21 protein-coding genes are annotated in these 24,385 nt (G+C 66.4%); 5 read left to right on the forward strand and 16 right to left on the reverse strand.

Translation table 11 applies throughout. The annotated features are described in order from the left end of the window. Window positions 1-70: 70 nt before the first annotated feature. Together CTR55_RS04255 and CTR55_RS04260 are read left to right on the forward strand one after the other, a co-directional pair. A complete protein-coding gene (locus CTR55_RS04255) occupies window positions 71-664 on the forward strand; it encodes a C40 family peptidase (RefSeq protein ID WP_296284302.1) in 594 nt (197 codons plus the stop codon). A 32-nt stretch (window positions 665-696) separates the two neighbouring features. Further along, on the forward strand, window positions 697-990 hold the full coding sequence (locus CTR55_RS04260) for a hypothetical protein (protein WP_296284303.1): 294 nt from the start codon (window positions 697-699) through the stop codon (window positions 988-990). A 16-nt stretch (window positions 991-1,006) separates the two neighbouring features. Here CTR55_RS04260 and CTR55_RS04265 read toward each other — a convergent pair whose 3' ends face one another. From CTR55_RS04265 to CTR55_RS04305, 9 genes are all read right to left on the reverse strand, one after another. Next, complete coding sequence (locus tag CTR55_RS04265) at window positions 1,007-2,491, reverse strand: efflux transporter outer membrane subunit (protein ID WP_296284304.1); 1,485 nt, start codon at window positions 2,489-2,491, stop codon at window positions 1,007-1,009. Further along, window positions 2,488-5,604 (reverse strand): multidrug efflux RND transporter permease subunit, encoded by a 3,117-nt coding sequence (locus CTR55_RS04270; RefSeq protein ID WP_296284305.1) that lies wholly within the window; start codon window positions 5,602-5,604, stop codon window positions 2,488-2,490. Before CTR55_RS04270 ends, CTR55_RS04265 begins: the two co-directional genes overlap by 4 nt. Beyond that, window positions 5,604-8,726: an MdtB/MuxB family multidrug efflux RND transporter permease subunit gene (locus CTR55_RS04275; protein ID WP_296284306.1), complete on the reverse strand. Its 3,123-nt coding sequence runs from the start codon at window positions 8,724-8,726 to the stop codon at window positions 5,604-5,606. Before CTR55_RS04275 ends, CTR55_RS04270 begins: the two co-directional genes overlap by 1 nt. Beyond that, a complete protein-coding gene (locus CTR55_RS04280; protein WP_296284307.1) occupies window positions 8,723-10,036 on the reverse strand; it encodes an MdtA/MuxA family multidrug efflux RND transporter periplasmic adaptor subunit in 1,314 nt (437 codons plus the stop codon). Before CTR55_RS04280 ends, CTR55_RS04275 begins: the two co-directional genes overlap by 4 nt. 232 nt (window positions 10,037-10,268) lie before the next feature. Then, window positions 10,269-10,769, reverse strand: a complete 501-nt coding sequence (gene tpx / locus CTR55_RS04285) for a thiol peroxidase (protein WP_296284308.1) — start codon at window positions 10,767-10,769, stop codon at window positions 10,269-10,271. Between the two features lie 419 nt (window positions 10,770-11,188). Next, entirely contained in the window at window positions 11,189-11,473 is a 285-nt protein-coding gene (locus CTR55_RS04290; protein WP_296284309.1) for a hypothetical protein, read from the reverse strand. A 143-nt stretch (window positions 11,474-11,616) separates the two neighbouring features. Beyond that, the gene (locus tag CTR55_RS04295; protein ID WP_296284310.1) at window positions 11,617-12,006 is read right to left on the reverse strand and encodes a VOC family protein; all 390 of its coding nucleotides are present in this window, start codon (window positions 12,004-12,006) and stop codon (window positions 11,617-11,619) included. A 44-nt stretch (window positions 12,007-12,050) separates the two neighbouring features. After that, window positions 12,051-12,551, reverse strand: coding sequence for a VOC family protein (locus CTR55_RS04300; RefSeq protein ID WP_296284311.1), 501 nt, complete (start codon window positions 12,549-12,551; stop codon window positions 12,051-12,053). 317 nt (window positions 12,552-12,868) lie between these two features. After that, window positions 12,869-15,085: an OsmC domain/YcaO domain-containing protein gene (locus CTR55_RS04305; protein WP_296284312.1), complete on the reverse strand. Its 2,217-nt coding sequence runs from the start codon at window positions 15,083-15,085 to the stop codon at window positions 12,869-12,871. 221 nt (window positions 15,086-15,306) lie between these two features. Between CTR55_RS04305 and CTR55_RS04310 the strand changes: the two genes are divergently transcribed. Continuing rightward, entirely contained in the window at window positions 15,307-16,494 is a 1,188-nt protein-coding gene (locus CTR55_RS04310; protein WP_296284313.1) for an NAD(P)/FAD-dependent oxidoreductase, read from the forward strand. Between the two features lie 303 nt (window positions 16,495-16,797). Next, complete coding sequence (locus CTR55_RS04315) at window positions 16,798-17,127, forward strand: hypothetical protein (protein ID WP_296284314.1); 330 nt, start codon at window positions 16,798-16,800, stop codon at window positions 17,125-17,127. Here the strand turns inward: CTR55_RS04315 and CTR55_RS04320 are convergent. Further along, on the reverse strand, window positions 17,124-18,047 hold the full coding sequence (locus CTR55_RS04320) for a LysR family transcriptional regulator (protein WP_296284315.1): 924 nt from the start codon (window positions 18,045-18,047) through the stop codon (window positions 17,124-17,126). The genes CTR55_RS04315 and CTR55_RS04320 overlap by 4 nt on opposite strands. A 134-nt stretch (window positions 18,048-18,181) precedes the next feature. Here CTR55_RS04320 and CTR55_RS04325 point away from each other — a divergent pair, with 134 nt between their 5' ends. Then, the gene (locus CTR55_RS04325) at window positions 18,182-18,940 is read left to right on the forward strand and encodes an SDR family oxidoreductase (RefSeq protein WP_296284316.1); all 759 of its coding nucleotides are present in this window, start codon (window positions 18,182-18,184) and stop codon (window positions 18,938-18,940) included. A 116-nt stretch (window positions 18,941-19,056) separates the two neighbouring features. On the opposite strand, the gene CTR55_RS04330 is transcribed toward CTR55_RS04325, so the two are convergent. The 6 genes from CTR55_RS04330 to CTR55_RS04355 form a co-directional block, all read right to left on the reverse strand. Further along, complete coding sequence (locus CTR55_RS04330; protein WP_296284317.1) at window positions 19,057-19,377, reverse strand: DUF2025 family protein; 321 nt, start codon at window positions 19,375-19,377, stop codon at window positions 19,057-19,059. Between the two features lie 309 nt (window positions 19,378-19,686). Further along, window positions 19,687-20,859 (reverse strand): 5-demethoxyubiquinol-8 5-hydroxylase UbiM, encoded by a 1,173-nt coding sequence (gene ubiM, locus CTR55_RS04335; RefSeq protein ID WP_296284318.1) that lies wholly within the window; start codon window positions 20,857-20,859, stop codon window positions 19,687-19,689. 191 nt (window positions 20,860-21,050) lie between these two features. Then, window positions 21,051-22,208, reverse strand: a complete 1,158-nt coding sequence (locus tag CTR55_RS04340; RefSeq protein ID WP_296284397.1) for an acyl-CoA dehydrogenase family protein — start codon at window positions 22,206-22,208, stop codon at window positions 21,051-21,053. Between the two features lie 128 nt (window positions 22,209-22,336). Then, window positions 22,337-22,468 (reverse strand): hypothetical protein, encoded by a 132-nt coding sequence (locus tag CTR55_RS04345; RefSeq protein WP_296284319.1) that lies wholly within the window; start codon window positions 22,466-22,468, stop codon window positions 22,337-22,339. Between the two features lie 230 nt (window positions 22,469-22,698). Beyond that, complete coding sequence (locus CTR55_RS04350; protein ID WP_296284320.1) at window positions 22,699-23,814, reverse strand: saccharopine dehydrogenase NADP-binding domain-containing protein; 1,116 nt, start codon at window positions 23,812-23,814, stop codon at window positions 22,699-22,701. Window positions 23,815-23,863: 49 nt separating this feature from the next. Then, a complete protein-coding gene (locus CTR55_RS04355; RefSeq protein ID WP_296284321.1) occupies window positions 23,864-24,265 on the reverse strand; it encodes a GFA family protein in 402 nt (133 codons plus the stop codon). Window positions 24,266-24,385: the final 120 nt, after the last annotated feature.

Consider the following 24,385-nt stretch of genomic DNA (forward strand, 5'->3'; position numbering starts at 1 on the left):
CGTTCATCCGACACGAGAGATTCCTAAGATGGCGCCCCGTTTCACTACCTAGTCACACGATGTACCCAAGATGCGTTTCCTCACCCTGCTGAGCACGACCCTGTTGCTCACCCTGACCGTCCCTCTCGCCGAAGCCCGTGAACTGAAGCGCCCGCCGCTCCACAAGGCGACTTCCAGCCTGTCGCGCCTGGCCCACGACAAGGCGGTCAATCGCAATAACGTCCGCCTGCACCAGGAAGCGAAGCGTCCGCAGCGTTCCGGCGGGCACAAGACGACGATGGCCAGCAACTCGCGAGTCGTGGCTCGGGCCCGTCAACTGATCGGCGTGCCCTACCGCCATGGCGGCACCAGCGTGGCAAACGGATTCGATTGCAGTGGGCTGCTGGTCTACCTGTTCCGCACCGAGGCCGGCATGAAGCTACCGCGCACAACGGGCCAGATGATCGACAGCGACAGCCAGCGCGTCCGTCGCGGCGAGCTCAAGCCCGGCGATGCGGTGTTCTTCAACCGCAATGGTCGCGGCAACGTCAGCCATGTCGGGTTGTACATCGGCAACAACCAGTTCATCCACGCGCCCAGCAGCGGCGAAAGAATCCGCATGGACTCGCTGGACAACAGCTACTGGGAACGCAGCTTCACCACCGCCCGCCGCTTCAACGGCTGATCCTTCCTTCCGACACCGGACACCCCCTGACAATGCCCAGCCTGCTGGTCGAGATAGTGCGCTACACGCAAGAGTGCTTCCCTGGCTGGGCCGAATGCCGCCTGGTCGATGCCGGCGGGCGCGACTGGCGTTTCCTCAAGCCACGCGCACAGCTGAGAACCGGTAGCCCGGACGACAGCCTGCCCGCCATCGGGCGGATCGATTGCCTGGTGCTCGAACGCCAGGATGGCACGGCGCTGGTGAGCACCGCGCAGCCGCGTGGCATCAAGTCGCTGGAGGGGGAAAACCGCTTCCGCATTCCCCTCAGCGCACTGATCGAAGACTGACCCGAACGCCGCCGGTTCAGTCCCGCGCCGCCTGCCCTTCCTCGGCGATTTTCGCCGCATCCCAGCCGCCGCCCAGTGCGGCGATCAGCTGCACGCTGGCGGTCAGCCGGTTGCCGGTCAGGGTCAGCAACGTGCGCTCGTTGGACAGCGCGCTGGTCTGGGTAGTGACCACGTTGCTGTAGTCGATGGTGCCGGCCTTGTACTGGTTGGTGGTCAGGCGCAGTGCTTCACGGGCGGAGTCCAGCGCTTCCTGCTGCACGCCGCTTTCCTCTTCCAGCACCTTGAGCTGGACCATGTAGTCCTCGACCTCGCGGAAGCTGTCCAGCACGGTCTGCCGGTAGCTGGCCACGGTCTGGTCGTAGCTCGCCTCGGCCTGTTCCACCTGGGAGGCGATCAGCCCGCCGTCGAACAGCGTCATGGCGAACTGCGGGCCGATGGACCAGTAGCGGTTGGGCGTTTCGATCCAGTTCTGGAAGCTGCCGCTGCGGTAACCGCCGGCGGCGGTAAGGGTCAGGTCGGGGAACCAGGCCGCCTTGGCCACGCCGATCTTGGCGTTGGCGGCGATCACCTTGCGCTCGGCGGAAGCCACGTCCGGGCGGCGTTGCAACAGTTCCGACGGCAGCAGCCCCGGCACATTCGGCAGGCCCGGCACGCCTTCGACGACGGCCAGGCTGAACTGCGCCGGCGGCACGCCGACCAGCACGGCGATGGCGTGTTCCAGCTGGGCGCGCTGGTACTTCAGGTCGATGGCCTGGGCCTCGGTGCTCTTCAGCTGAGTGCGCGCCTGGGCCACGTCGGCCTTGGTGACGATGCCGGCGTTGTACTGGTTCTCGGTGAGCTTGAGCGAACGCTGGTAGGCGCTGACGGTGTCGTTGAGCAGCTTGATCTGCTGGTCCATGACCCGCAGTTGCAGGTAGTCCTGGGTCAGCTCCGACTGCAGCGACAGGCGTGAGGCGGCGAGATCCGCAGCGCTGGCATCCATGCTCGCGGTGTCGGACTCCAGCTGGCGGCGCAGCTTGCCCCACAGGTCCAGCTCCCAGCTCACGCCGAGGCTGGCGTCATAGCTGTTGGAGATACCCCCGCCGCCACCGCTGGCGACCGTGGAGCCGTCCGGCAGGCGAACGCTGCCGCCGCTGCCGGTGCCCTGGCCGGAGCGGGTCTTGCCGGTATCGGCGCTGATGGTGGGGAAGAACGACGAGCGCGCGCCCTTGGCCAGCGCCTGGGCCTGACGGTAGGACGCGACGGATTGCGCCAGGGTCTGGTTGGCAGCCACCAGGCGGGCCTGCAAATCATTGAGCGCGGCGTCGCCATACAGCGCCCACCAGGCGCCGTGGTTGAAACCGTCCTGCGGCTTCGCCAGCTGCCAGCCCTCACCCTCCTTGAAGCTGGCGGGCACCGTCAGCTCGGGGCGCTGGTAGTCCGGGCCGATGGTGCAGCCAGCCAGGGCCACGGCCAGCGCCAGGCCTGCCAGGGGAGTGAGGAAGGAACGGGGGCGGATCATAGCGGTGTCTCCAGGGCGCCGTCGGTGCGCACGCCGCGCTTCTGGTTGACCCAATGGCGCAGGCGGTCGAGGTAGAGGTAGACGACGGGGGTGGTGTACAGGGTCAGCAACTGGCTGCCGATCAGGCCGCCGACGATGGTCATGCCCAGCGGGCGGCGCAGCGCGGCGTCGCCGCCGATGCCGAAGATCAGCGGCAGCGCGCCGAGGATGGCCGCCAGGGTGGTCATCATGATCGGCCGGAAGCGCTTCATCGCCGCCTCCAGAATCGCGTCCCGAGGTGACAGGCCCTGGGTGCGCTCGGCGTCCAGGGCGAAGTCGATCATCATGATGGCGTTCTTCTTGACGATGCCGATCAGCAGGATCACCCCGATCAGCGCGATCAGCGACAGCTCGGTGCGGAACAGCATCAGCGTGAGCAGTGCGCCAACGCCCGCAGAGGGCAGCGTCGAGAGGATGGTCAGCGGGTGCACGTAGCTCTCGTAGAGGATGCCCAGCACGATGTACACCGACACCAGCGCCAGCAGGATCAGCCAGGGCATGTCGTTCTGCGTGTCCTGCACCGCGCCGGCGTTGCCTTCGAAGGTGGCCTGGATTTCCATCGGCAGGTGGATGGGCTCCACCGCCGCCAGGATCGCGTCACGGGCCGGGCCGATCTGCGCGCCCTGGGCGAGGTTGAAGGAGAAGGTGGTGGCGGCGAACTGGCCCTGGTGGTTGACCTCCAGCGGTGCGCGGCTCGGCTCGATGTGGGTGAAGGCCGAGAGCGGGATGCGCTGCCCCTCACTGTTGATCACGTAGACCTGGCGCAGCTCCTCGGGCGTCTCCTGGTACGGCTGGGCGACTTCCATCACCACGTGGTACTGGTTCAGCGGGTTGAAGATGGTCGAGACCTGGCGCTGGCCGTAGGAGTTGTTCAGCACCGCATCCACCTCGGCGACGTTCACCCCCAGGCTCGCCGCGCGGTCGCGGTCGATCACCAGGCGGCTCTGCACGCCCTTGTCCTGGGCGTCGCTGTTCACATCGACGATCTGCGGCACCTTGTTCATCGCCGCCTCGACCTTGGGCGCCCATTCGCGCAGCAGGGTCAGGTCGTCGCTGCGCAGGGTGAAGTCGTACTGCGCATTGCCCTGGCGGCCACCGATGCGCACGTCCTGGCCGGCGACCAGGAACAGGTTGGCGCCGGGGACTTGCGCCAGCTTCTTGCGCAGGCGGTTGACGATGGCCTCGGCGGAGTCGCGCTCGCTGATGTCCTTGAGGGTGACGAAGAACGAGCCGGTGTTGCTCGACTGCCACTTGCCGCCGCCGACGAAGCCCACCACGTTCTCCACGCCCGGATCTTCGGAAAGGATCTTGCGGAACTCGGCCATCTTCTTGTCCAGCGCCTGGAACGAGATGCTCTGGTCGGCCACCGCGAAGCCGCGCAGGCGCCCGGAATCCTGCTGCGGCAGGAAGCCCTTGGGCACCACCACGAACAGGTAGAGGTTCAGCGCGATGCAGCCGAGCATGATCATCACCATCAGCCGCGAGTGCTCCAGCGCCCAGCTCAGGCTGGCGCGGTAGCGCTGCATGAAGGCAACGAAGTAACGGTTGCTCTGGCGCTCCACCGAGGCCTTCTTCGGCCCCCGCTCCATGGGTTTGAGCAGGCGCGCGCAGAGCATCGGCGTCAGCGTCAGGGAGACCACCAGCGACACCAGGATGGCCGCCGCCAGGGTCACCGAGAATTCGCGGAACAGCCGCCCGGTGATGCCGCCCATCAGCAGCAGCGGGATGAACACCGCCACCAGCGACAGGGTCATCGACAGCACGGTGAAACTCACCTCTCGTGCCCCGCGAATGGCGGCCTGGATCGGCGGGTCGCCCTCCTCGATGCGCCTCGCGATGTTCTCCACCACCACGATGGCGTCGTCCACCACGAAGCCGGTGGCGATGATCAGCGCCATCAACGACAGGTTGTTCAGCGAGAAGCCGCACAAGTACATGACCGCGAAAGTGCCCACCAGCGACACCGGCACTGCCAGGCTGGGAATCAGCGTGGCGCGGCCGTTGCGCAGGAACAGGTAGACCACCAGGATCACCAGCACCACGGAGATCATCAGGGTCAGCTCGGCCTCCTCCAGCGAGGAGCGGATCGACGGGCTGCGGTCGTCCATCACCGACAGCTTCACCTGCGGGCCAAGCACGTCCTGGATGATCGGCAACTGCTCGTGGATGGCGTCGGTGGCCTCGATGATGTTGGCGCCAGGCTGGCGGGTGATGATCAACAGCACCGCCGGCAGGTCGTCGGAGAAGCCGGCGTTACGCACGTCCTCCACCGAGTCGGTGACCTTGGCCACGTCCTTCAGGCGTACCGCCGCGCCGGTCTCGGCGTTGTAGTGAACGATCAGCGGGGCGTATTCGCTGGCCTTGCGCAACTGGTCGTTGGAGTCCACCTGCCAGTGCCGCTCGCCGAACTCCAGCGAGCCCTTGGGGCCGTCGGCGTTGGTGTTGTTGATTGCCGTGCGCACGGTGTCCAGGGAGATGCCGTACTGGCTGAGCTGGTCCGGGTTCACATCGACCCGCACCGCCGGCAGCGAGGAGCCGCCGATGCTCACCTGCCCCACGCCTTTCACCTGTGCGAGCTTGGGCGAGACGATGGTCGAGGCCAGGTCGTACATCTGCCCGCGGGTATAGGTATCCGAGGTCAGCGTGAGGATCATGATCGGCATGTCCGACGGGTTCGCCTTGCGGTACGTCGGGTTGTTCGGCATGCCCGAAGGCAGCAGGCTCATGGCCGCGTTGATCGCCGACTGCACCTCGCGCGCGGCGCCGTCGATGTCCTTGGACAGGTCGAACTGGATGATGATGGTGGTGTTGCCCAGGGAGCTGCTGGAGGTCATGTCGGTGACCCCGGCGATGCGCCCCAGCGAGCGTTCCAGCGGCGTCGCCACCGTGGAGGCCATGGTTTCCGGGCTGGCGCCAGGCAACGAGGCCTGCACCAGAATGGTCGGGAAATCGACGTTGGGCAGCGGCGCCACCGGTAGCAGGCTGAACGACAGCACGCCGGCCAGCAGCAGCGCCAGGGTCAGCAGGCAGGTGGCGACTGGGCGCAGGATGAACAGGCGAGACAGGCCGCCCATCAGCCACGCTCCGCCGGGTCGATGCTGTTCACGTCCAGGCCATGGCGACCACGCCAGGCAGCCCAGCGCGCCGCGAGGCGGTCGAAGTACAGGTAGATCACCGGCGTGGTGAACAGCGTCAGCAGCTGGCTCACCAGCAGGCCGCCGACCATGGTCACGCCCAGCGGCTGGCGCAACTCGGCGCCGGCACCGCCGGCAAGCATCAGCGGCAGTGCACCGAGCAATGCAGCCATGGTGGTCATCAGGATCGGCCGGAAGCGCAACAGGCACGCCTGGTAGATCGCCTCATGGGGCGGCTTGCCCTCGTTGCGTTCGGCGTCCAGGGCGAAGTCGATCATCATGATCGCGTTCTTCTTGACGATGCCGATCAAGAGGATGATGCCGATGATCGCCACGATGCCGATGTCCTGCCCCGAGAGCATCAGCGCCAGCAGCGCGCCGACGCCCGCCGAGGGCAGCGTGGAGAGGATGGTCACGGGGTGGATGAAGCTCTCGTAGAGGATGCCCAGCACGATGTACATGGTGACGATGGAGGCCAGCACCAGCAGCAGGGTGTTGGACAGCGAAGCCTCGAACGCCTGAGCCGCACCACGGAAGCTGCCTTGCAGGCTGACGGGCATTTCCATCTGCGCCTCGACCTCGCGGATCGCCTGCACCGCCTCGCCGAGGGCGACGCCCTTGGCCAGGTTGAAGGAGATGGTCGCGGCCGGGAACTGGGCGATGTGGTTGACCGCCAGCAGGGTGTGGCGCTCCTCGACCTTGGCCAGGCTCGACAGGCGTACCTGGGTGCCGTCGCCGGACGGCACGTAGAGGTTTTCCAGCGACTGCGGGCCGATCTGGAATTCCGGCGCCACTTCCAGCACCACGCGGTACTGCGTGGCCTGGGTGAAGATGGTCGAGATCAGCCGCTGGCCGAAGGCGTTGTACAGCACGCTGTCGATGTTCGACAGGCTCACGCCCAGGCGCGAGGCGGTGTCGCGATCGATGTTGATGTAGGCCTGCAGGCCCTTGTCCTGCCAGTCGGTGGCCACGTCGGCCAGCTCCGGCAGTTGCTGCAGACGGTCCACCAGGCGCGGCACCCAGTCGGCGAGCACTTCCGGGTCGGCGTCCTGCAGGGTGAACTGGTACTGCGTGCGGGCGATGCGGTCTTCGATGGTCAGGTCCTGCACCGGCTGCATGTACAGCTTGATGCCGGCGATCTGGTCGAGCTCCGGCTGCAGGCGGTGGATCACCTCGCTGGCGGTCACGTCGCGCTCGGCGTGGGGCTTGAGGTTGATCAGCAGGCGTCCGGTATTGAGCGTGGCGTTGGTGCCGTCGACGCCGATGAACGAAGACAGGCTTTCCACCGCCGGGTCCTGCAGCACGATCTTCGCCAGGTCCTGCTGGCGGGAAGCCATGGACTGGAAGGAGATCGACTGCGGCGCTTCGGCGATGCCCTGGATCACCCCGGTGTCCTGCACCGGGAAGAAGCCCTTGGGCATGAAGAGGTACAGCGCCGCGGTGAGCACCACGGTGCCGATGGCTACCAGCAGCGTCAGGCCCTGGTGGCGCAGCACCACGCGCAGGGCGGCGGCGTAGCGCTCGATCATGTTGTCGATGAAGCGCCCGGCGGCGCGGGCAAAGCGCCCTTCCTTCTCCGGCTCGACATGGCGCAGCAGCTTGGCGCTGAGCATCGGCGTCAGGGTCAGGGAGACGAAGCCGGAAATCAGAATCGCCACCGCCAGGGTGATGGCGAATTCGCGGAACAGCCGGCCGGCCACGTCGCCCATGAACAGCAGCGGGATCAGCACGGCGATCAGCGAGAAGGTCAGCGAGATGATGGTGAAGCCGATCTGCTTGGAGCCCTTGAGCGCGGCCTCCAGCGGCGGGTCGCCCTTTTCCAGGTAGCGCGCGATGTTCTCCACCATGACGATGGCGTCGTCGACGACGAAGCCGGTGGCGATGGTCAGCGCCATCAGCGTCAGGTTGTTGATCGAGAAGCCGGCCAGGTACATCACGCCGAAGGTGCCGATCAGCGACAGCGGTACGGCGAAGCTGGGGATCAGCGTCGCGGAGATATTGCGCAGGAACAGGAAGGTGACCATCACCACCAGGCAGACGGCCAGGAACAGCTCGAACTGCACGTCCGCCACCGAGGCACGGATGGTCGTGGTGCGGTCGGTGAGCACCGTCACTTCGAGGCTGCCCGGCAGGGTCGCCTGCAACTGCGGGAGCATCTTCTTGATGCTGTCGACCACTTCGATGACGTTGGCGCCCGGCTGGCGCTGGATGTTCAGCACCACCGCCGGCGAGGTGTTGGCCCAGGCGGCGAGGCGCACGTTCTCGGCATCGTCTTCCACGCTCGCCACGTCTCGCACGCGCAGCGGCGAGCCGTTCTTGTAGGCGATGATCAGGTCGCGGTAGGCGTCGGCGGACTTGAGCTGGTCGTTGGCGTCCAGGGTCGAGGAGCGCGTCGGGCCGTCGAAGCTGCCCTTGGGGCCATTGAGGTTGTTGTTGGTGACGGTGGTCTGCAGGTCCTGCAGGCTCAGCCCGGCAGCCGCCAGGGCACCGGGGTTGGCGCGGATGCGCACGGCCGGACGCTGGCCGCCGCTGATGCTGACCAGTCCGACGCCGGAAATCTGCGAAATCTTCTGCGCAAGGCGCGTGTCCACCAGGTCCTGGATCTGCGGCAGCGGCATGTCCGGGGACATCACCGCCAAGGTCAGGATCGGTGCATCCGCCGGGTTCACCTTGCTGTACACCGGCTGGTTCGGCAGGTCCTTGGGCAGCAGGCTCTGCGCGGTGTTGATCGCCGCCTGGACTTCCTGCTCGGCGACGTCGAGGTTGATCTGCAGGCTGAACTGCAGGGTGATCACCGAGGCGCCGCCGGAGCTGGTGGAGGACATCTCGTTCAAGCCGGGAATCTGCCCCAGCTGGTTCTCCAGCGGCGCGGTGACCGAGGAGGTCATGATGTCCGGGCTGGCGCCGGGGTACAGGGTCACGACCTGGATGGTCGGGTAGTCCACCTCCGGCAACGCCGAAATCGGCAGGAAACGGTAGGAGATGATCCCCGACAGCAGAATCGCCACCATCAACAGCGTGGTGGCGACCGGCCGCAGGATAAACAGGCGGGACGGGTTCATTCGCTCTTACCGCTGTCCTGGGCCGGGCTGCTCTGGCCAGGGTTGTCCGAACCGAACGGCTTGGCGGTGGACTTGTCGCCCTCAACGCCTGCGGCCGCGCGGGCTTTCTCGTCAGAGCTGGCGATGTTCATGCGGGTGCCGTCGCGCAGGCGGTCGGTGCCTTCGACGACGACGCGATCGCCTTCCTTCAGGCCCTCGGTGACGACCACGCGCTCGCTCTCGCTGGTGCCCAGCGTTACCAGCTGGCGCTTGGCCTTGCTCTCCTCACCGACCAGATAGACGTAGGTGCCATCGTTGCCGCGCTGCACGGCGTTGGCCGGGATGGTCAGCACGCCCGGCAGCGTCTCGGCGAGCAGGCGTACGTTGACGAACTGGTTGGGGAACAGCTTGTGGTCGTCGTTCGCGAAACCGGCCTTGAGCTTGACGGTGCCGGTGGTGGTGTCGATCTGGTTGTCCAGGGTCTTCAGCACGCCGGTGGCCAGGGTCTGGTTCTGGTTGCGGTCCATGGCCTGCACCGGCACCGGCTGGTTGCCGTAAAGCTCGCGGGCGACGGTGCCCAGTTGTTGCTGCGGCAGGCTGAACACCACGGAGATCGGCTTGACCTGGGTGATGACCACCAGTGGCGTGGTGTCGCCGGAGGTGACGAGGTTGCCCACGTCCACCTGGCGCAGGCCGACACGGCCGGAGATGGGTGCGCGCACCTGGGTGAATTCGAGGTTGAGCTTGGCGTCGGCGACCTGGCCCTGGTTGGTCTTCAGGGTGCCTTCGAACTGACGTACCTGGGCTTCCTGGGTGTCCAGGGTCTGCTTGGCGATGGAGTCTTCGGCGTACAGGCCCTTGTAGCGGGCCAGGTCGATCTGCGCGTTCTTCAGTTGCGCCTGGTTCTGCAGCAGCGTGCCCTGGGCCTGGTCCAGCGCGGCCTGGAACGGACGCGGGTCGATCACCGCAAGGACGTCGCCGGCCTTCACTTCCTGGCCTTCCTGGAACGGCACCTTGACCAGCTGACCGCTGACCCGCGCGCGGACGTTGACGGTGTTGTAAGCCGTCACCGTGCCCAGCGCGTGGTAGTGCACCGGCAGGTCGCCCTTGGTCACCGGCGCGACGCTGACGGTCACCGCCGTGCCGCCCTGCCCCGCGGCCATCTGCCCCGGCGCCGGTCGCCCGCCGCGCCCGCCCTGGGCCGCCGGCGCCCCGGACGACGTCGAGTGCAGCCACATGATCAGCCCCACCACGGCGGCAAACAGCAGCGCGGTGATGAGCCAGGGGCGCAGCGTGCGAAGTTTCGAGGGCGATCCGTTGCTTGCAGTCATGGGGCTTCGTCTTGTTGAAAAGGGGCTTGGCGCGAAAAAGTGAGAATAGCGAGGCTGAACGATAAGCACAGCAAGGCCACAGGCAAAGTCTCTTTACCCGCTATTTACCTTTGATTTACCGGGAGTTACGAATTACCGGGGCATTGCGACCCGGATTGGCCGGCAGGGTTCCCGACCTGACGGACCGACCCTGGCGGGTCGGCCCGGCTTTCTCACGAAAGCAGCCGCGTCATCAGGCCAGGGCGGCGATGGCGGCGGCGTAGTTCGGCTCGTCGGCGATCTCGCCCACCAGCTCGCTGTGCAGCACCTTGTTCTGCTCGTCCAGCACGACAACGGCGCGGGCGGCCAGGCCGGCCAGCGGGCCGTCAGCGATGGCCACGCCGTAGTTGGCGAGGAATTCACGACCACGCAGGGTGGACAGGTTGACTACGTTCTCCAGGCCTTCGGCGCCGCAGAAGCGCGCCTGGGCGAACGGCAGGTCAGCGGAGATGCACAGCACCACGGTGTTGGCCAGCTTGCTCGCCTCGGCGTTGAACTTGCGCACGGAGGTAGCGCAGGTCGGGGTGTCGACGCTGGGGAAGATGTTCAGCACCTTGCGCTTGCCGGCGTAGGCTTCCAGGGTGACGTCGGACAGGTTGCCGGCGACCAGCGACAGGGCCGGAGCCTGCTCGCCTTTGCTCGGCAGCTTGCCGTCGACGGAAACCGGGTTGCCCTTGAGGGTGACTTGAGCCATTGCTTGGGTCCTTCTATGAGGGGTGGCCGCGCTGGCGGGGTGCCAGCGCAGCCGGAGGATTCGGGGCCGGGGCAGATGCTAGCACGTCTTTCCCGAGTGCAATGCTCGGGCATGCATCTAGCCCTGCAGGATCGACAGCCCTTACCCTGCCCCTGGCTAGGCACCACGCTCTTCAGGGACTGGGGGAAGCGCAAACATGGAAACCGTCGGGCGTCAGTGGGGTCCGGCGTGAGGGCTGTTCGCGAGCAAGCTCGCTCCTACAGGGGACTCCCGACGTAGGGCGCATAATCCGGAACGGATTATCCGCCGATGACCCCGCGGCGGACAACGCTGGCGCGTTATGCGCCCTACGATCTGCGTTCTTCACCTTAACCCTGGCTGCACCTATCTCCCGGTGTTCTATCTCACCCAAGCACGACTCAGACGAACGGCTGGTCCTGAAACCCGCGCGGCAGGCGCTGGCTGCCCGGCATGGCGGCCAGACGTTTTTCCCAGAAACTGCGCCAGTCGTTGTGCACGGCTTCGCCGCGAGCCTTGCGCTGGGCGCGCCGCGCGGCGTTGCGCGCATCGCGGCGGGCGTCCTTGTAGACCTCGGTATTACGGCAGCTGCGGCATTTCACCCGGTTCAGCTCGCTGGTGGACTCCAGGTGCTTGCCTGCATGCCCGCAGGCCAGGTGCCCCTTGACCTTGTAGTGAGTGACCATCGCGGATTCTCCCTGTCCGGCAAGCGCACCCTCGCCGTGTGGCTGTGCCGCAGCCAGGCAATCGGTGCGTGCCGGGGACTACGACGTTCAGGGAGTTGGACGAGGCGCAGCGTTGCAGGGTTCGAAATTTCTGCCGTGACGCCTCACTCGTCCAGGTGGCAGACGCAGCACAGCTTGTTGCCGTCCAGGTCGCGCACATAGGCGCCGTAGTAGGTCGGCGAGTAATTCAGGCGCAGGCCGGGCGGCCCTTCGTCGATGCCGCCCAGTTGCACGGCGCGGGCATGGAAGCTGTCCACCTGATGCCGCGTGCGCGCCTCGAAGGCCACCAGGCTGCCATTGCCGATGCTGGCCGGCTGGCCGTCGATGGGTTGGTAGACGCAGAACACCACGTCGCTGTCCGGGTGGGCGAAAATCACTCGCTCCGGCTCATGGCGGTGCGCCTTGAGGACGATCCCCAGCGCGCCGAGCACCCTGCCGTAGAAGTCGATGGCGCGCGGCAGGTCGTTGGTGCCGACGGTGATATGGCTGAACATGCCGCGCGCCCTCCTTCTTCTGTTACCGGTTCAGGTTTCCGAACTCAGTTTCCGGCATGGGCGCGCTCGATGGCGGCCATGTCCAGCTTCTTCATGCCCATCACCGCCTGCAGCGTGCGGCTGGCCTTCACCGGGTCGCGGTCGGCGACCATGTCACCAACGTGGCGCGGGCAGATCTGCCAGGACACTCCGTAGCGATCCTTCAGCCAGCCACAGACCTGCGCCTCCTCCGGGCCGTCGGCGCCGAGCTTGTCCCAGAAGTGGTCGATCTCCTTCTGGCTGTCGCACATCACCTGCAGCGATAGCGCCTCGGTGAACTTGAAGGTCGGCCCGCCGTTCAGGGCGATGAAGGTCTGGCCGTCCAGCACGAACTCCACCGTCAGTACCGAGCCGGGCTCGCCGCCGTGGCGCTCCTTCTCGGCCTCGGGGTAATAGGCAGTCTGGACGATCCGTGAGTTGGGGAAGATCGCTGTGTAGAACTCGGCCGCTTCCTCGGCCTTGCCATCGAACCACAGGCAGGGGGTGACGCGTTGCAGGCTGGACATGGTGAATCTCCTGATTCGCGCGCGGTCGGCATGACCGGCTGCAGCTTGGTCGCCTGGGCGACGACGGAATCGACAAGTCTAGGCGGACTTTCGTGCGGCACCGGACGGCCGGTCGAGCGGCATGCAAAGGTGCCAACCCAATCGCCGGACAAAAAAAGGGCACCCGAAGGTACCCTTTTCGTCTTGCCCGGATCAGCGCCCAGCCCCGTGCCTGGTGCAGCTTAGTAGGATGGCGTGGAGCGGAGCGCCATCCTACAAATAGTGCTCGGCCATCCCTCCAGCAGTGGACGCGTGCAAGCGAAATCGACTTTGCTCGATCAGCGCCCTGCCACCGCCCTGGCCCGTGCCTGGTGCAGCTTCTTGTAGCTGTCGATCAGCCGCAGGTGCTTGTCGAGGCCTTCGAGCTTCATGTTGGTCGGCGTCAGGCCGTAAAAACGCACGCTGCCATCCAGCGAACCCAGCACCGCGTCCATGCGCTCGTTGCCGAACATGCGGCGGAAGTTGGCCTCGAAGTCGGCCATCTCCAGTTCCTCGTCCAGCTGCACTTCCAGCGCCGCGCTGAGCGCCTGGTAGAACAGCCCGCGCTCGGCGGTGTTGTCGTTGTACTGGAGGAACTGCTCCACCAGCTCCTTGGCAGTCTCGAAGCGCTTCGCCACGAGGTTGATCAGCAGCTTGAGTTCGAGGATGGTCAGCTGGCCCCAGACCGTGTTGTCGTCGAATTCGATGCCGATCAGCGTGGTGATGTCGGTGTACTCGTCCACCTCGCAGGCTTCCAGGCGCTTGAGCAGCGACTTGAGGCGGACGATGTTCAGGCTGTGCAGGTTGAGGATGTCGGCGCGGAACGCCAGCGCCTTGTTGGTGTTGTCCCAGATGAGGTCTTCCACCGGATAGATCTCCGAATAACCCGGTACCAGGATGCGGCAGGCCGTGGCGCCCAGGTGCTCGTACACCGCCATGTAGACCTCCTTGCCCTGCTCTTCGAGGATGCCGAACAGGGTCTTAGCTTCCTGGACGTTGGACCCCTCTCTGTCACTGGAGCCGCCCTGGCCGGAGAAGTCCCACTCGACGAAGTCGTAATCGGCCTTGGCGCTGAAGAAGCGCCACGACACCACGCCGCTGGAGTCGATGAAGTGCTCGACGAAGTTGTTCGGCTCGCTCAGCGCCTGGCTTTCGAAGGTCGGCCGCGGCAGGTCGTTGAGGCCCTCGAAGCTGCGGCCCTGGAGCAGCTCGGTGAGGCTGCGCTCCAGCGCCACTTCCAGGCTCGGGTGGGCGCCGAAGGAGGCGAACACACCACCGGTGCGCGGGTTCATCAGCGTCACGCACATCACCGGGAACTCACCGCCCAGCGACGCATCCTTGACCAGCACCGGGAAGCCCTGCTCCTCCAGGCCCTTGATCCCCGCAACGATGCCCGGGTACTTGGCCAGCACCTCCTGCGGCACGTCCGGCAGCGCCAATTCGCCCTCGAGGATTTCGCGCTTCACCGCGCGCTCGAAGATTTCCGACAGGCACTGCACCTGCGCCTCGGCCAGGGTGTTGCCGGCGCTCATGCCGTTGGAGAGGTAGAGGTTCTCGATCAGGTTGGACGGGAAGTACACCGTCTCGCCATCGGACTGGCGCACGAACGGCAGCGAGCAGATACCGCGCTCGGTATTGCCCGAGTTGGTGTCGTAGAGGTGCGAGCCGCGCAAGTCACCGTCCGGGTTGTAGACCTCCAGGCAGTACTCGTCGAGGATTTCCTCCGGCAGCGCATCCTTCGGGCCCGGCTGGAACCAGCGCTCATCGGGGTAATGCACGAACGGCGCGTTGGCGATCTCCTCGCCCCAGAACTGGTCGTTGTAGAAGAAGTTGCAGTTCAGTCGCTCGATGAACTCGCCCAGCGCCGAGGCCAGCGCGCTCTCCTTGGTGGCGCCCTTGCCATTGGTGAAGCACATCGGCGACTGCGCGTCGCGGATGTGCAGCGACCAGACGTTGGGCACGATGTTGCGCCACGAGGCGATCTCGATCTTCATGCCCAGGCCGGCGAGGATTTCCGACAGGTTGGCGATGGTCTGCTCCAGCGGCAGGTCCTTGCCCTGGATATAGGTGCTGGCGCCGGCAACGGTGCTCGGCATCAGCAGCGCCTGGGCGTCGGCATCGAGGTTTTCCACCTCCTCGATGATGAAGTCCGGGCCGGTCTGCACCACCTTCTTCACGGTGCAGCGGTCGATGGAGCGCAGGATGCCCTGGCGGTCCTTCTCGGAGATGTCCGCCGGCAGTTCTACCTGGATCTTGAAGATCTGCTTGTAGCGATTTTCCGGGTCGACGATGTTGTTCTGCGACAGGCGGATATTGTCGGTGGGGATGTCGCGGGTCTGGCAGTAGAGCTTGACGAAGTAAGCCGCGCACAACGCCGAGGAAGCCAGGAAGTAGTCGAACGGCCCCGGTGCCGAGCCATCGCCCTTGTAGCGGATAGGCTGGTCGGCGATCACCGTGAAGTCGTCGAACTTGGCTTCGAGTCGGAGGTTGTCGAGAAAATTGACCTTGATTTCCATGCGGGCATTACCACGAAAAAGTAGAAAACGAACTGGCCGGCATTATCCGGACAAAAGCGCCCTCGGGATATCCCGACGTGCCCGGCACCGGTCGGGAAGCCTGCTTTCACCGCCGATGCGCAATCGACGCGCGGTCGGGCACGGGCAGCCGGCGCGGCCGCCCTTGGGGTAAGATGCGCGGCTTTTGCGTCGCCCAGGCGCTCGTCCACGAGGAATCCACCGTGCTCACCTCCCAGGTCATCATCATCGGCGCCGGCGCCGCGGGACTGATGTGCGCCATGAGCGCCGCCGCGCGCGGTCGTCAGGTATTGCTGATCGACCACGCCAACAAGGCCGGCAAGAAGATCCTCATGTCCGGTGGCGGGCGCTGCAACTTCACCAATATGTATTGCGAGCCGGTCAACTTCCTCTCGCACAACCCGCACTTCTGCAAGTCCGCGCTGGCCCGTTTCACCCAGTGGGACTTCATCGCCCTGGTGGCCAAGCACGGCGTGCCCTACCACGAGAAGAAACTCGGCCAGCTGTTCTGCGATAACAAGTCCAGCGACATCCTCGGCCTGCTGCTGGACGAGTGCGAACAAGTCGGCGTCGACCTGCGCCTGGACACCTCGGTGATCGAGATTGCCCGCCTCGACGAAGGCGGCTACCAGTTGCAGACCAGCCTCGGCCTGGTGCGTTGCGAATCCCTGGTGATCGCCACCGGCGGCCTGTCCATCCCGACCCTCGGCGCCACCGGCTTTGGCTACCAGATCGCCCGCCAGTTCGGCCACAGTGTGCTGCCGACCCGCGCCGGCCTGGTGCCCTTCACCCTCACCGACCCGCAGCTCAAGGCCCTGTGCACCGAGCTGTCCGGCACCTCGGTGGAGGACTGCCGGGTCAGCTGCAACGGCCAGAGCTTCGTCGAGAACATCCTGTTCACCCACCGCGGTCTCAGCGGCCCGGCGATCCTGCAGATTTCCTCCTACTGGCAGCCCGGCGACACCATCAGCATCGACCTGCTGCCGCGCATCGACCTGCCCGTCTGGCTTGCCGAGCAGCAGCGCGAGCGCCCCAACAGCGAGCTGAAGACGCTGCTGGGCGAGCTGTTCACCAAGAAGATGGCCGGCCTGCTGGCCGAGCAGTGGTTCGTCTCCAAACCGATGAAGCAGTACACGCCGGCCGAGCTCAAGGCGATCGCCGAGCGCCTGGGCGACTGGCAACTGGTGCCGGCCGGTACCGAGGGCTACCGCACGGCGGAAGTCACCCTCGGCGGCGTCGACACGCGTGAGGTATCGTCCAAGACCCTGGAATCGCTGAAATCCCCCGGCCTGTACTTCGTAGGCGAAGTGCTGGACGTCACCGGCCACCTGGGCGGCTTCAACTTCCAGTGGGCCTGGGCCTCGGGTTACGCGGCGGCGCAGTTCGTCTAGGGCCGGCGGCCCGCGCACACCGCCCCCTGGGCCAGCTCGATCGCGGACAGAGTCCGCTCCCAAGCGAGTCACCCAGCACCGATATTCCCTGGGGCGCCATCGTTCTGCTCGCGCCCCCGCGTCACGTCGGGCATCCGGTGTAATGCATTCGCGAGCAAGCTCGCTCCTACAAGCTCCCTATCCGCTCGGAGCCGACCTGCGAGCCAGCGCGAGCAACTGAGCGCTTTCCTGTAGGAGCGAGCTTGCTCGCGAACCGCCCAGTTCCTGCGCAGCCACGGCATCGCCGAAAGCGATATAGACACGGTGTGGACTGCCATCGCCCTGCACACCACGCCTGACATCCCGCAGCACAGGAAACTGGAGATCGCCCTGGTCATCGCCCGGGTGGAAATGGACGTGCTGGGCATCGCCTACCAGCAGTTCCCCGCCGCCCAGCGCAACGCCGTGGTCGCCGCCCGCCCACGCGGCGGGCAGTTCAAGCAGGACATCCTCCAGGCCTTCTACGACGGCATCAAAGGCAAACCGGAATCCACCTTTGGCAATGTGAAAGCCGACGTGCTGGCGATGAAGGACGCGGACTTCGTGCGCGGCAACTTCTGCGAGGCGATCCTGAATTCCGACTGGGCCAGCTAAGGCTTCACAGACAGCGGCGCGCCCAGCACACCGGGCTCGCCCAGCAACTGCGCCAGCCACTGCATGAATACCCGCACTCGCTGCGGCAGGCGGCGGTGGGCGTAGAGCAGGGAGATTTCCATGGGCGGCAGCGCAATGTGCTCCAGCACCGGCACCAGCCGCCCCGCTTCCAGGTCATCGAGCACGCCATGGATCGGCACCTGGATGATCCCCAGCCCGCCCATGGCCGCGCTTTCGTAGGCCTCGGCGTTGTTCACCGACAGCGCCCCGCCCATCGGCACGTAACGCACCTCGCCCTGATGCAGGTACTCGAAGCCCGGCGGCCGCGCCCCCAGCACCGTCACGTAGTGGATCAGCTGATGCCCGGCGAGGTCGTCCAGCGACTGCGGCACGCCGTGCTCGGCGAGATAGGACGGACTGGCGCAGGTCACCTGCGGGAACTGCCCTAGGCTGCGCGCCACCACCGACGGATCGTTCACCGAACCGACCCGCACCACGCAATCGAACCCCTCGCGCACCAGGTCAACGCGCCGGTCAGTGCAGCTCACTTCCAGCGCCAGCGCCGGGTGCCGCACAAGGAATTCGCCCAGGCGCGGCATCACCAGCTTGCGCGCCATCACCGTCGGCATGTCCACCCGCAGGCGGCCACCGAGGGCTTCATCGTTCTGGCGGAACAGCCCCTGCAATTCGTCCAGCTGAGCCAGCATGTCCTTGCTGCGCTCGTAGAGCACCAGGCCATCCTGGGTTGCGGTGACACGCCGGGTAGTGCGGGGCAGCAGACGCGTGCCGAGTAGTTCTTCCAGCGCCTGGATGTGCTCGGACACGGTGGAGCGCGGCAGGCCGAGCTGCTCGCCGGCCTGGGTGAAGCTGGCCAGCTCGGTGACGCGGACGAAGGTGCGCAGCAGGTCGGGGCGGATCATGGGATGGCCCAATCATTGTTCGGCAGTGTCGACCAGTATTTCCGATTCCTGCTGGTTTATCACCAGCCAATCGAACAATAAGCTTCCCCTCAATCCCATCCACACCCACTCCCCGCAAAAACAGGAAGCCCGCCATGACCCGCAAGATCGCTCTCATCACAGGCGCCAGCCGTGGCCTTGGCCGCAACGCCGCCCTGCACCTCGCCGCCGCCGGCGTCGACATCATCGGCACCTACCGCAGCCAGGCTGAAGAAGCCCACGCCGTCACCACCGAGATCGAGCAGCACGGCGGCCGCGCGGTGATGCTGCAACTGGACGTGGCCGACAGCGCCAGCTTCGCCGCCTTCGCCGAACAGGTCCGCGCCATCCTCGGTGAAACGTTCGGCCGTGAGCACTTCGACTTCCTGGTGAACAATGCCGGCATCGGCCTCCACGCCAGCTTCGCCGAGACCACCGAGGAGCAGTTCGACCAGTTGCTGAACATCCAGCTCAAGGGCCCGTTCTTCCTGACCCAGAAGCTGCTGCCGCTGATCGCCGACGGCGGCCGCATCCTCAACGTCTCCAGCGGCCTGACCCGTTTCGCCCTGCCCGGCTACGCCGCCTACGCCACCATGAAAGGCGCGATGGAAACCCTGACCAAGTACCAGGCGAAGGAACTGGGCGCGCGCGGCATCGCCGTGAACATCCTCGCCCCTGGCGCCATCGAGACTGATTTTGGCGGCGGTCTGGTGCGTGACAACGCCGAGCTGAACCAGCAGATCGCCAGTAACACCGCCCTGGGCCGCGTCGGCCTGCCGGACGACATCGGCGCGGTGATCGCCACCCTGCTCTCCGACGGCGGCCGCTGGATCAACGGCCAGCGTGTGGAGGCTTCGGGCGGCATGTTCCTCTGATGCACTCGGCGGCAAGACCCGAGCGTAGGAGCGGACTCCGTCCGCGCTAGGTCCGCATCTCGACGGAAGCCAATCGCGGACGGAGTCCGCACCTACGCACCCTGTCAGCTCAGTGATTACTTGAGCCGGCGCTCGGCGGCGATCTCCGGCAGGTCGGTGCGGCGCAGGTAGGTGAGCAGCGCTTCGTTGAGGTTCAGGCGGTCGTGGATGTTCTGCTCGACGAGGATCTGCAGGCACTCGCGGCTGAGGGTCATCACTGCGCCGCTCTTGAGTGCCCAGACGAACTCGCAGGCCGGGCGGATGCTGTCCTCGGCCACGTCCATGCCGAAGGAGTCCTCGCTGAAGCGGACGATGTACTTGCCGGTCTTGAGATTGAAACCGACGAAGCCGGCCAGCCCGTCGGCGGCGTCGCAGATATCGCTGGAACTGATGGCCATGCTGCCCCCTGGATTTGTTCTGTTATGGATTCGCACGCAGGAGGTCCCCGCTTCTGCGAGCGGGTGAATTTCGAATTCTGACAGCCTCGCCGGCGCCTGCTCAGGGGCCGGTTGTCGCACCCGGTACTGAGCGCCGTTCCAGTCGCGGAATGACGTGCGCTGATAGCGATCGCGGATGTTGTCCGCGATGGCCATGCCCTCGCACCCAGGCCTCTGCAGAGGAGTGCCGTTCGCGAGCAAGCTCGCTCCTACGCAGAGCCGTGCAGGTGAGCCCTGACACTTGTAGGAGCGAGCTTGCTCGCGAAGCTTTCAGGCGCCCTGGGTCAGGTGCCTGGCAATCGCCTGGCGAATCGGCGGCAGGTTCTGCGCCAGGCGCAGGCCGGCGTTGCGCAGCAGGCGCACCGGCGGGCGCGGGTCGGTGTACATGCCGACGATCAACCGGGTGGCCTGGTACAGCGGCCAGGTCGCCAGGCGGTGGGCCATGGCATAACGACGCAGCGGCCAGGTGCCGCCGATATCACCGCCGCGGCGATGGGTCGCGAGGATTTCGTTGCCCAGCCGACGCTGGCTCTGCAGACCGAAGTTGAAGCCGTGCGCGGTGACCGGGTGCATGCCCACGGCGGCATCGCCGATCAGCGCGCTGCGCGGGCCGACGAAGCGGTCCGAGTACACGCCCACCAGCGGGTAGCTGTGCCGCGGGCCGAGCAGTTGCATGCCACCCAGGCGGCGGTCGAAGCGGCGCTCCATCTCGTGGGCGAAGGCTTTCTCGTCCAACTCCAGCAGCGGCGCCATCTCGCGCTGCGGCAGGGTCAGTACCACCGAGGACCGGTCGCCATTGATCGGCAGCAGCGCCAGGGTCTGGCCGTAGCCGAACCATTCCCAGGCGACGTTGTGGTGCGGTTTCTCGTGGGCCATGCGGCAGACCATCATGGTCTTGCCGAAGTCTTCCATATGCGCGCCGATGCCGAGCATGCGGCGGGTCTCGGAGAAGCGGCTGTCGGCCGCCACTAGCAGGCGCGCATGGACGCGACTGTCGTCGTCCAGGGTCAGCGACACACCATCCTGCTGCACCTGCAGCGTGCGCAGCGCGCGGCCACAGACCAGTGAGACATCCGCGCACTCGTGAACCGCATCGAAGGCGGCACGGCGGATCGTCTGGTTGGACACGAAGTAACCCAGTTGCTCCGCGCCAGCCTGCTCGGCCTCGATACGCAGGGTGAACAGCGAGGGGCCATTGAGCACCTGGGCATCACGCAGCGGCGAGACTTCCTCCGGGGCGATCCGCGACCACATCCCCAGGCGCTGCAGTTCGGCGCGGGAGGCGTGGGTCAGGGCGATCTCCCGGCCGTCCTCGGCGGGCTCGGACACGGCGGTCAGCGGCTGGCGGTCGATCAGCAGGATCGACAGGCCGTTGCCCGACAGCGAGCGGGCCAGGCAGAGCCCGGCGGGGCCGGCGCCGACGATGGCGATGTCCACGTGCATGGGTGACTCCTTTCGCGGGGATTGGGCGGTCCCGGAGTCTAGGCTGGCCCATGGCCGGTTTCGTTGCCGTGGATCAGTGGCCCACGGCGAATACCTCCAAATAGACAGCCTCTAGATCGACAACCGCACGCCTCGCTGCGGGTCGGTCAGCGCGGGGGACTTGGGCAGGGGCCGCAGCCCTTCGGGAGGGGTCATGAGTAGAAAGTCGCTTGCGGCAGTTGCTGGTTCAGCGCCCAGTCGCCCAGCTCGCGGACCTTGTAGTCCACCGGGTCGTGCAGGGTCTGGGTGCGCAGGTTGCGCCAGTAGCGGTCGATGCGCAGCGCGGCGTGGGTGGAGCGCGCGCCGGTGACCTCGAACAGACGGTTGCAGATATCCAGGCCGTTGCGGGTCGCCGCAACCTTGGCAGTGGCGATGGCCACCGCCAGCCGCCCGCGTTCCTCGGCGTCCAGCGCGGCGCCCCTGCTCCAGGCTTCATCGAGCAACTGCGCGGCGCGGCGCACCAGCAGGCGGGTGCTTTCCAGGCCGACCCAGAACTCGCCGTAGTGCGCCAGTACGTAAGGGTCTTCGCTAACGCTGGCGACACCGGCACGGAACCACGGGCGGGCTTCCTTGAGCGTGTACTGCCGCGCCTCTTCGAATGCGCCTTCGGCGATGCCGAGGAAGACGTGGGTGAAGATCAGTTGGGCGATCAGCGGGCGCAGGCAGGCGAACGGCGTGCTCAGTGGGCCCGGATCGAGCAGCAGCTCGCTCTCCTCCACCCGCACGCGCTCGAAGGTAGCGCTGCCGCTGTCGGTCTGGCGCTGGCCCATGTTGTCCCAGTCGTGGGCCAGGCTGATGCCGCTGCGCGCGGTGGGAATGGCGGCGATCAGCAGCTTGCCGCCCTCGCCGTCCAGCGCCGAGGCGATGAGCATTTCCGAATCCAGCGCGCCGGAGCAGAAGCTCTTGCGCCCGGAAAACTCGCGCCAGCCGGCGAAGGTGCGCGACACGGTGCGGGTATCCAGCGGGTTGAGTGCGTTGCCCCAGAACCATTGGTTGCGCGCGGTCAGCTCGAACCACGGCTGCCACTGCTCGGGGCGGGAGAACAGGCGCACGGTGGCCAGCATCAAATGCTGGAAGCCGAACACGTGGGCGATGGAGCTGTCGACCACGGCGAACTGGCGGACGATGTCCAGCGTGGTGCTCCAGTCGGCGCCCAGGCCGCCGTACTCGCTGGGGATGATCAGCGACAGCAGGCCACTCTGGCGCAACGCGTCGCGCTCGGCCTTCGGCGTACCGCCACGGATATCGCGCTCGGCGGCGGTTTCGGCGAAACCGGCGGCCAGGCGCTGGGCAACTTGCCCAGGGGTCAGTGCTGTCTGACCGGGTGTCTGTGCGTCGAGCCGCGTATTGGCGTTCACGCTCGCTTCCTCTTCATTGGATTCAGGGGCATTCGATTCAGGGCGCGCCAGGCGCCTGCCCGACGCTTTGGTGGGCCGGCTCAGCCGTCCTTGCGCTCGTGCAGTACGTCGTTGCCGATCATTTCGCCGAAGGGCTCGGTGAGGTTGGTCTCGCAGCGCCCGGCGAGGGTGTCCGGCACGGCCTGGGTGAGCCCTGGGTGCGCAAGGGGCAATAGGTTCCGCCAGAAACGGCGACCACATTGATGGGACGGCTCATGGGTTTTCCCGGTTGACTGTTGCGCGAGGTACAGAGGCCTTGAGCAAGGGCCGTACCACCCCCGAGCGGGCCGTAACAACCAGGAAATATGCGATTTCAGGGCACTTCGGCGGGGTTTGCCGAGTGCCTCGTGTCACTCAGGCAACAGCGCTGCTGATCGACTGCTGCCAGGGCAACAGCCGGGCATCAGTGGGCGGGGACTTCGCGCAAGCCGTGGGAGATGTCCAGCCCTTCCAGCTCCGCCACATATTCAGCGGTGGTCAGCAGGCCGACGCAGGCCGTCGCGCCGCGCTGACGCAATTGCCCGGCGGCCAGCTTGCGCGCCAACGCCACCGCCGCCATGCAGGGGATGTTCGGGCCGTGGTCCTGCTGCGCGAGGATTTCCCAGCACAGCGCCAGGGGGTTGCCGTCGCCATCGACACCCTGCAACTGGACGAACATACCGCTGCGCCCATCGCCCAGCGGCTCCATCGCCACGGCCATGCGGTGCAGGCCGGCACCCAGGCGCGAGGCGTCCTTCAGCAGCCCGGCGCGCACCAGCCAGGACAGGCCCCAGGTGCCGAACTGGGTGAGTCCCAGGCCGAGGCCGGCGGAGAAACGCACGTCCTGCACGCCGGGGTAGCGCTGCGGGAACAGGTCGAGGTCCGGCACGTCACAATGCGCCAGCCAGCGTTGCCCCAGCGGCGCGGGAAAACGATGGCGGTTCAGGCCCTGCCAGCCGTGCACATTCTGCCAGCGGCCATGGCGCCACTGGCGCAGTGGTTTCCCGCAGTAGCCCAGCACGGCGGCCACGGTGGCCTGCCCGGGAATCTTCGCCGAGGAGCTGATGCCATGGTGGATGCTGTCCAGCCGCTGGAAGCGCGGCAGCAGTTCGTCGATCACCGAGGCGGCCAGCGCGGGCACCGAACTGGCCCCGCTGCACACCAGCACCCCGGCGCTGCGCGCGGCGCGATCGAGTTCGTGGATGCCGCAGACGAACTGACGAGCATCGGCCAGGTCGATGTAATGCGCGCGGGCGCCGATGGCGGCACGGGCGACGCGATAATCCTGCCCCTGGAAAGGCCCGGCAGTGGAGATCACCAGGTCGACCTTGAGCTCGTTGAGGCGGCCGGCCAGCGTCGGCTGGTTCATGTCCAGGCACACCGCCTCACCGCCCACCTGCGCGGCCAGTTCATTGGCGCGGCGCTGGTCGCGCCCGCCGACCAATACGCGGATACCTTCGATGCCACTGAGGCGACGCACGATCAGGCTGCCGAAGTTGCCGTAACCGCCCAGCACCAGTACCCGAAATTTCCGTTCCATTCCCACTGACCCTGTTGCTCCCTGACTGCTGCTGGCTGTGCCAGCTCTTTCATCCCGGCTTTGCGCCGCCGTGGCGGAGCAGATTGTCCTCCAGCGGCCACCAACTGGCGCGGGAGTCGACGTAGTAATGTGCTTCGAGCTTTGTCCGCACCGGCTCGTCCAGGGTTCCCGCACGCACCCGCAAAGCTTCCGGCAGCGCATCGCGGGCGCTGTAGATCGGCGAACCGCAGATGCGGCAGAACACCCGTCTCTTTTCCGGCGTGGCGCGGTACTCGGCCAGCGCCGACTCGCCACTGAGCAGGTGGAACGCCGAGCGCGCCACCGGGACATTGGTGGCGAACGGCCCGCCCTGTGCCTTGCGACATTGGCCGCAATGGCAAACCTGGATCGGCGCCAGCTCACCGCTGATCTCGTAGCGCACCGCGCCACACAGACAACCACCCGAATGCATGCCTTGCTCCCTCTTCCGGTTTCGCGGAGCGAAGCAGTCTAGATCAGGCACGGTTACCTGCACCACCGTGCGTAGGAGCAACTGTCTTCTCCTGGGATGTCCTTGCCTGCACGTCCCCTC

This window comes from Pseudomonas sp. (genome assembly GCF_002796985.1).
In the GTDB taxonomy this organism is placed as follows: domain Bacteria; phylum Pseudomonadota; class Gammaproteobacteria; order Pseudomonadales; family Pseudomonadaceae; genus Pseudomonas.

Excerpts from the sequence above, each read along its gene's own strand:
- CTR55_RS04255 (WP_296284302.1), top strand. The coding sequence starts at position 71 with ATGCGTTTCCTCACCCTGCTGAGCACGACCCTGTTGCTCACCCTGACC.
- CTR55_RS04260 (WP_296284303.1), top strand. The coding sequence starts at position 697 with ATGCCCAGCCTGCTGGTCGAGATAGTGCGCTACACGCAAGAGTGCTTC.
- CTR55_RS04265 (WP_296284304.1), bottom strand. The coding sequence starts at position 2,491 with ATGATCCGCCCCCGTTCCTTCCTCACTCCCCTGGCAGGCCTGGCGCTG.
- CTR55_RS04270 (WP_296284305.1), bottom strand. The coding sequence starts at position 5,604 with ATGGGCGGCCTGTCTCGCCTGTTCATCCTGCGCCCAGTCGCCACCTGC.
- CTR55_RS04275 (WP_296284306.1), bottom strand. The coding sequence starts at position 8,726 with ATGAACCCGTCCCGCCTGTTTATCCTGCGGCCGGTCGCCACCACGCTG.
- CTR55_RS04280 (WP_296284307.1), bottom strand. The coding sequence starts at position 10,036 with ATGACTGCAAGCAACGGATCGCCCTCGAAACTTCGCACGCTGCGCCCC.
- tpx (WP_296284308.1), bottom strand. The coding sequence starts at position 10,769 with ATGGCTCAAGTCACCCTCAAGGGCAACCCGGTTTCCGTCGACGGCAAG.
- CTR55_RS04290 (WP_296284309.1), bottom strand. The coding sequence starts at position 11,473 with ATGGTCACTCACTACAAGGTCAAGGGGCACCTGGCCTGCGGGCATGCA.
- CTR55_RS04295 (WP_296284310.1), bottom strand. The coding sequence starts at position 12,006 with ATGTTCAGCCATATCACCGTCGGCACCAACGACCTGCCGCGCGCCATC.
- CTR55_RS04300 (WP_296284311.1), bottom strand. The coding sequence starts at position 12,551 with ATGTCCAGCCTGCAACGCGTCACCCCCTGCCTGTGGTTCGATGGCAAG.
- CTR55_RS04305 (WP_296284312.1), bottom strand. The coding sequence starts at position 15,085 with ATGGAAATCAAGGTCAATTTTCTCGACAACCTCCGACTCGAAGCCAAG.
- CTR55_RS04320 (WP_296284315.1), bottom strand. The coding sequence starts at position 18,047 with ATGATCCGCCCCGACCTGCTGCGCACCTTCGTCCGCGTCACCGAGCTG.
- CTR55_RS04325 (WP_296284316.1), top strand. The coding sequence starts at position 18,182 with ATGACCCGCAAGATCGCTCTCATCACAGGCGCCAGCCGTGGCCTTGGC.
- CTR55_RS04330 (WP_296284317.1), bottom strand. The coding sequence starts at position 19,377 with ATGGCCATCAGTTCCAGCGATATCTGCGACGCCGCCGACGGGCTGGCC.
- ubiM (WP_296284318.1), bottom strand. The coding sequence starts at position 20,859 with ATGCACGTGGACATCGCCATCGTCGGCGCCGGCCCCGCCGGGCTCTGC.
- CTR55_RS04350 (WP_296284320.1), bottom strand. The coding sequence starts at position 23,814 with ATGGAACGGAAATTTCGGGTACTGGTGCTGGGCGGTTACGGCAACTTC.
- CTR55_RS04355 (WP_296284321.1), bottom strand. The coding sequence starts at position 24,265 with ATGCATTCGGGTGGTTGTCTGTGTGGCGCGGTGCGCTACGAGATCAGC.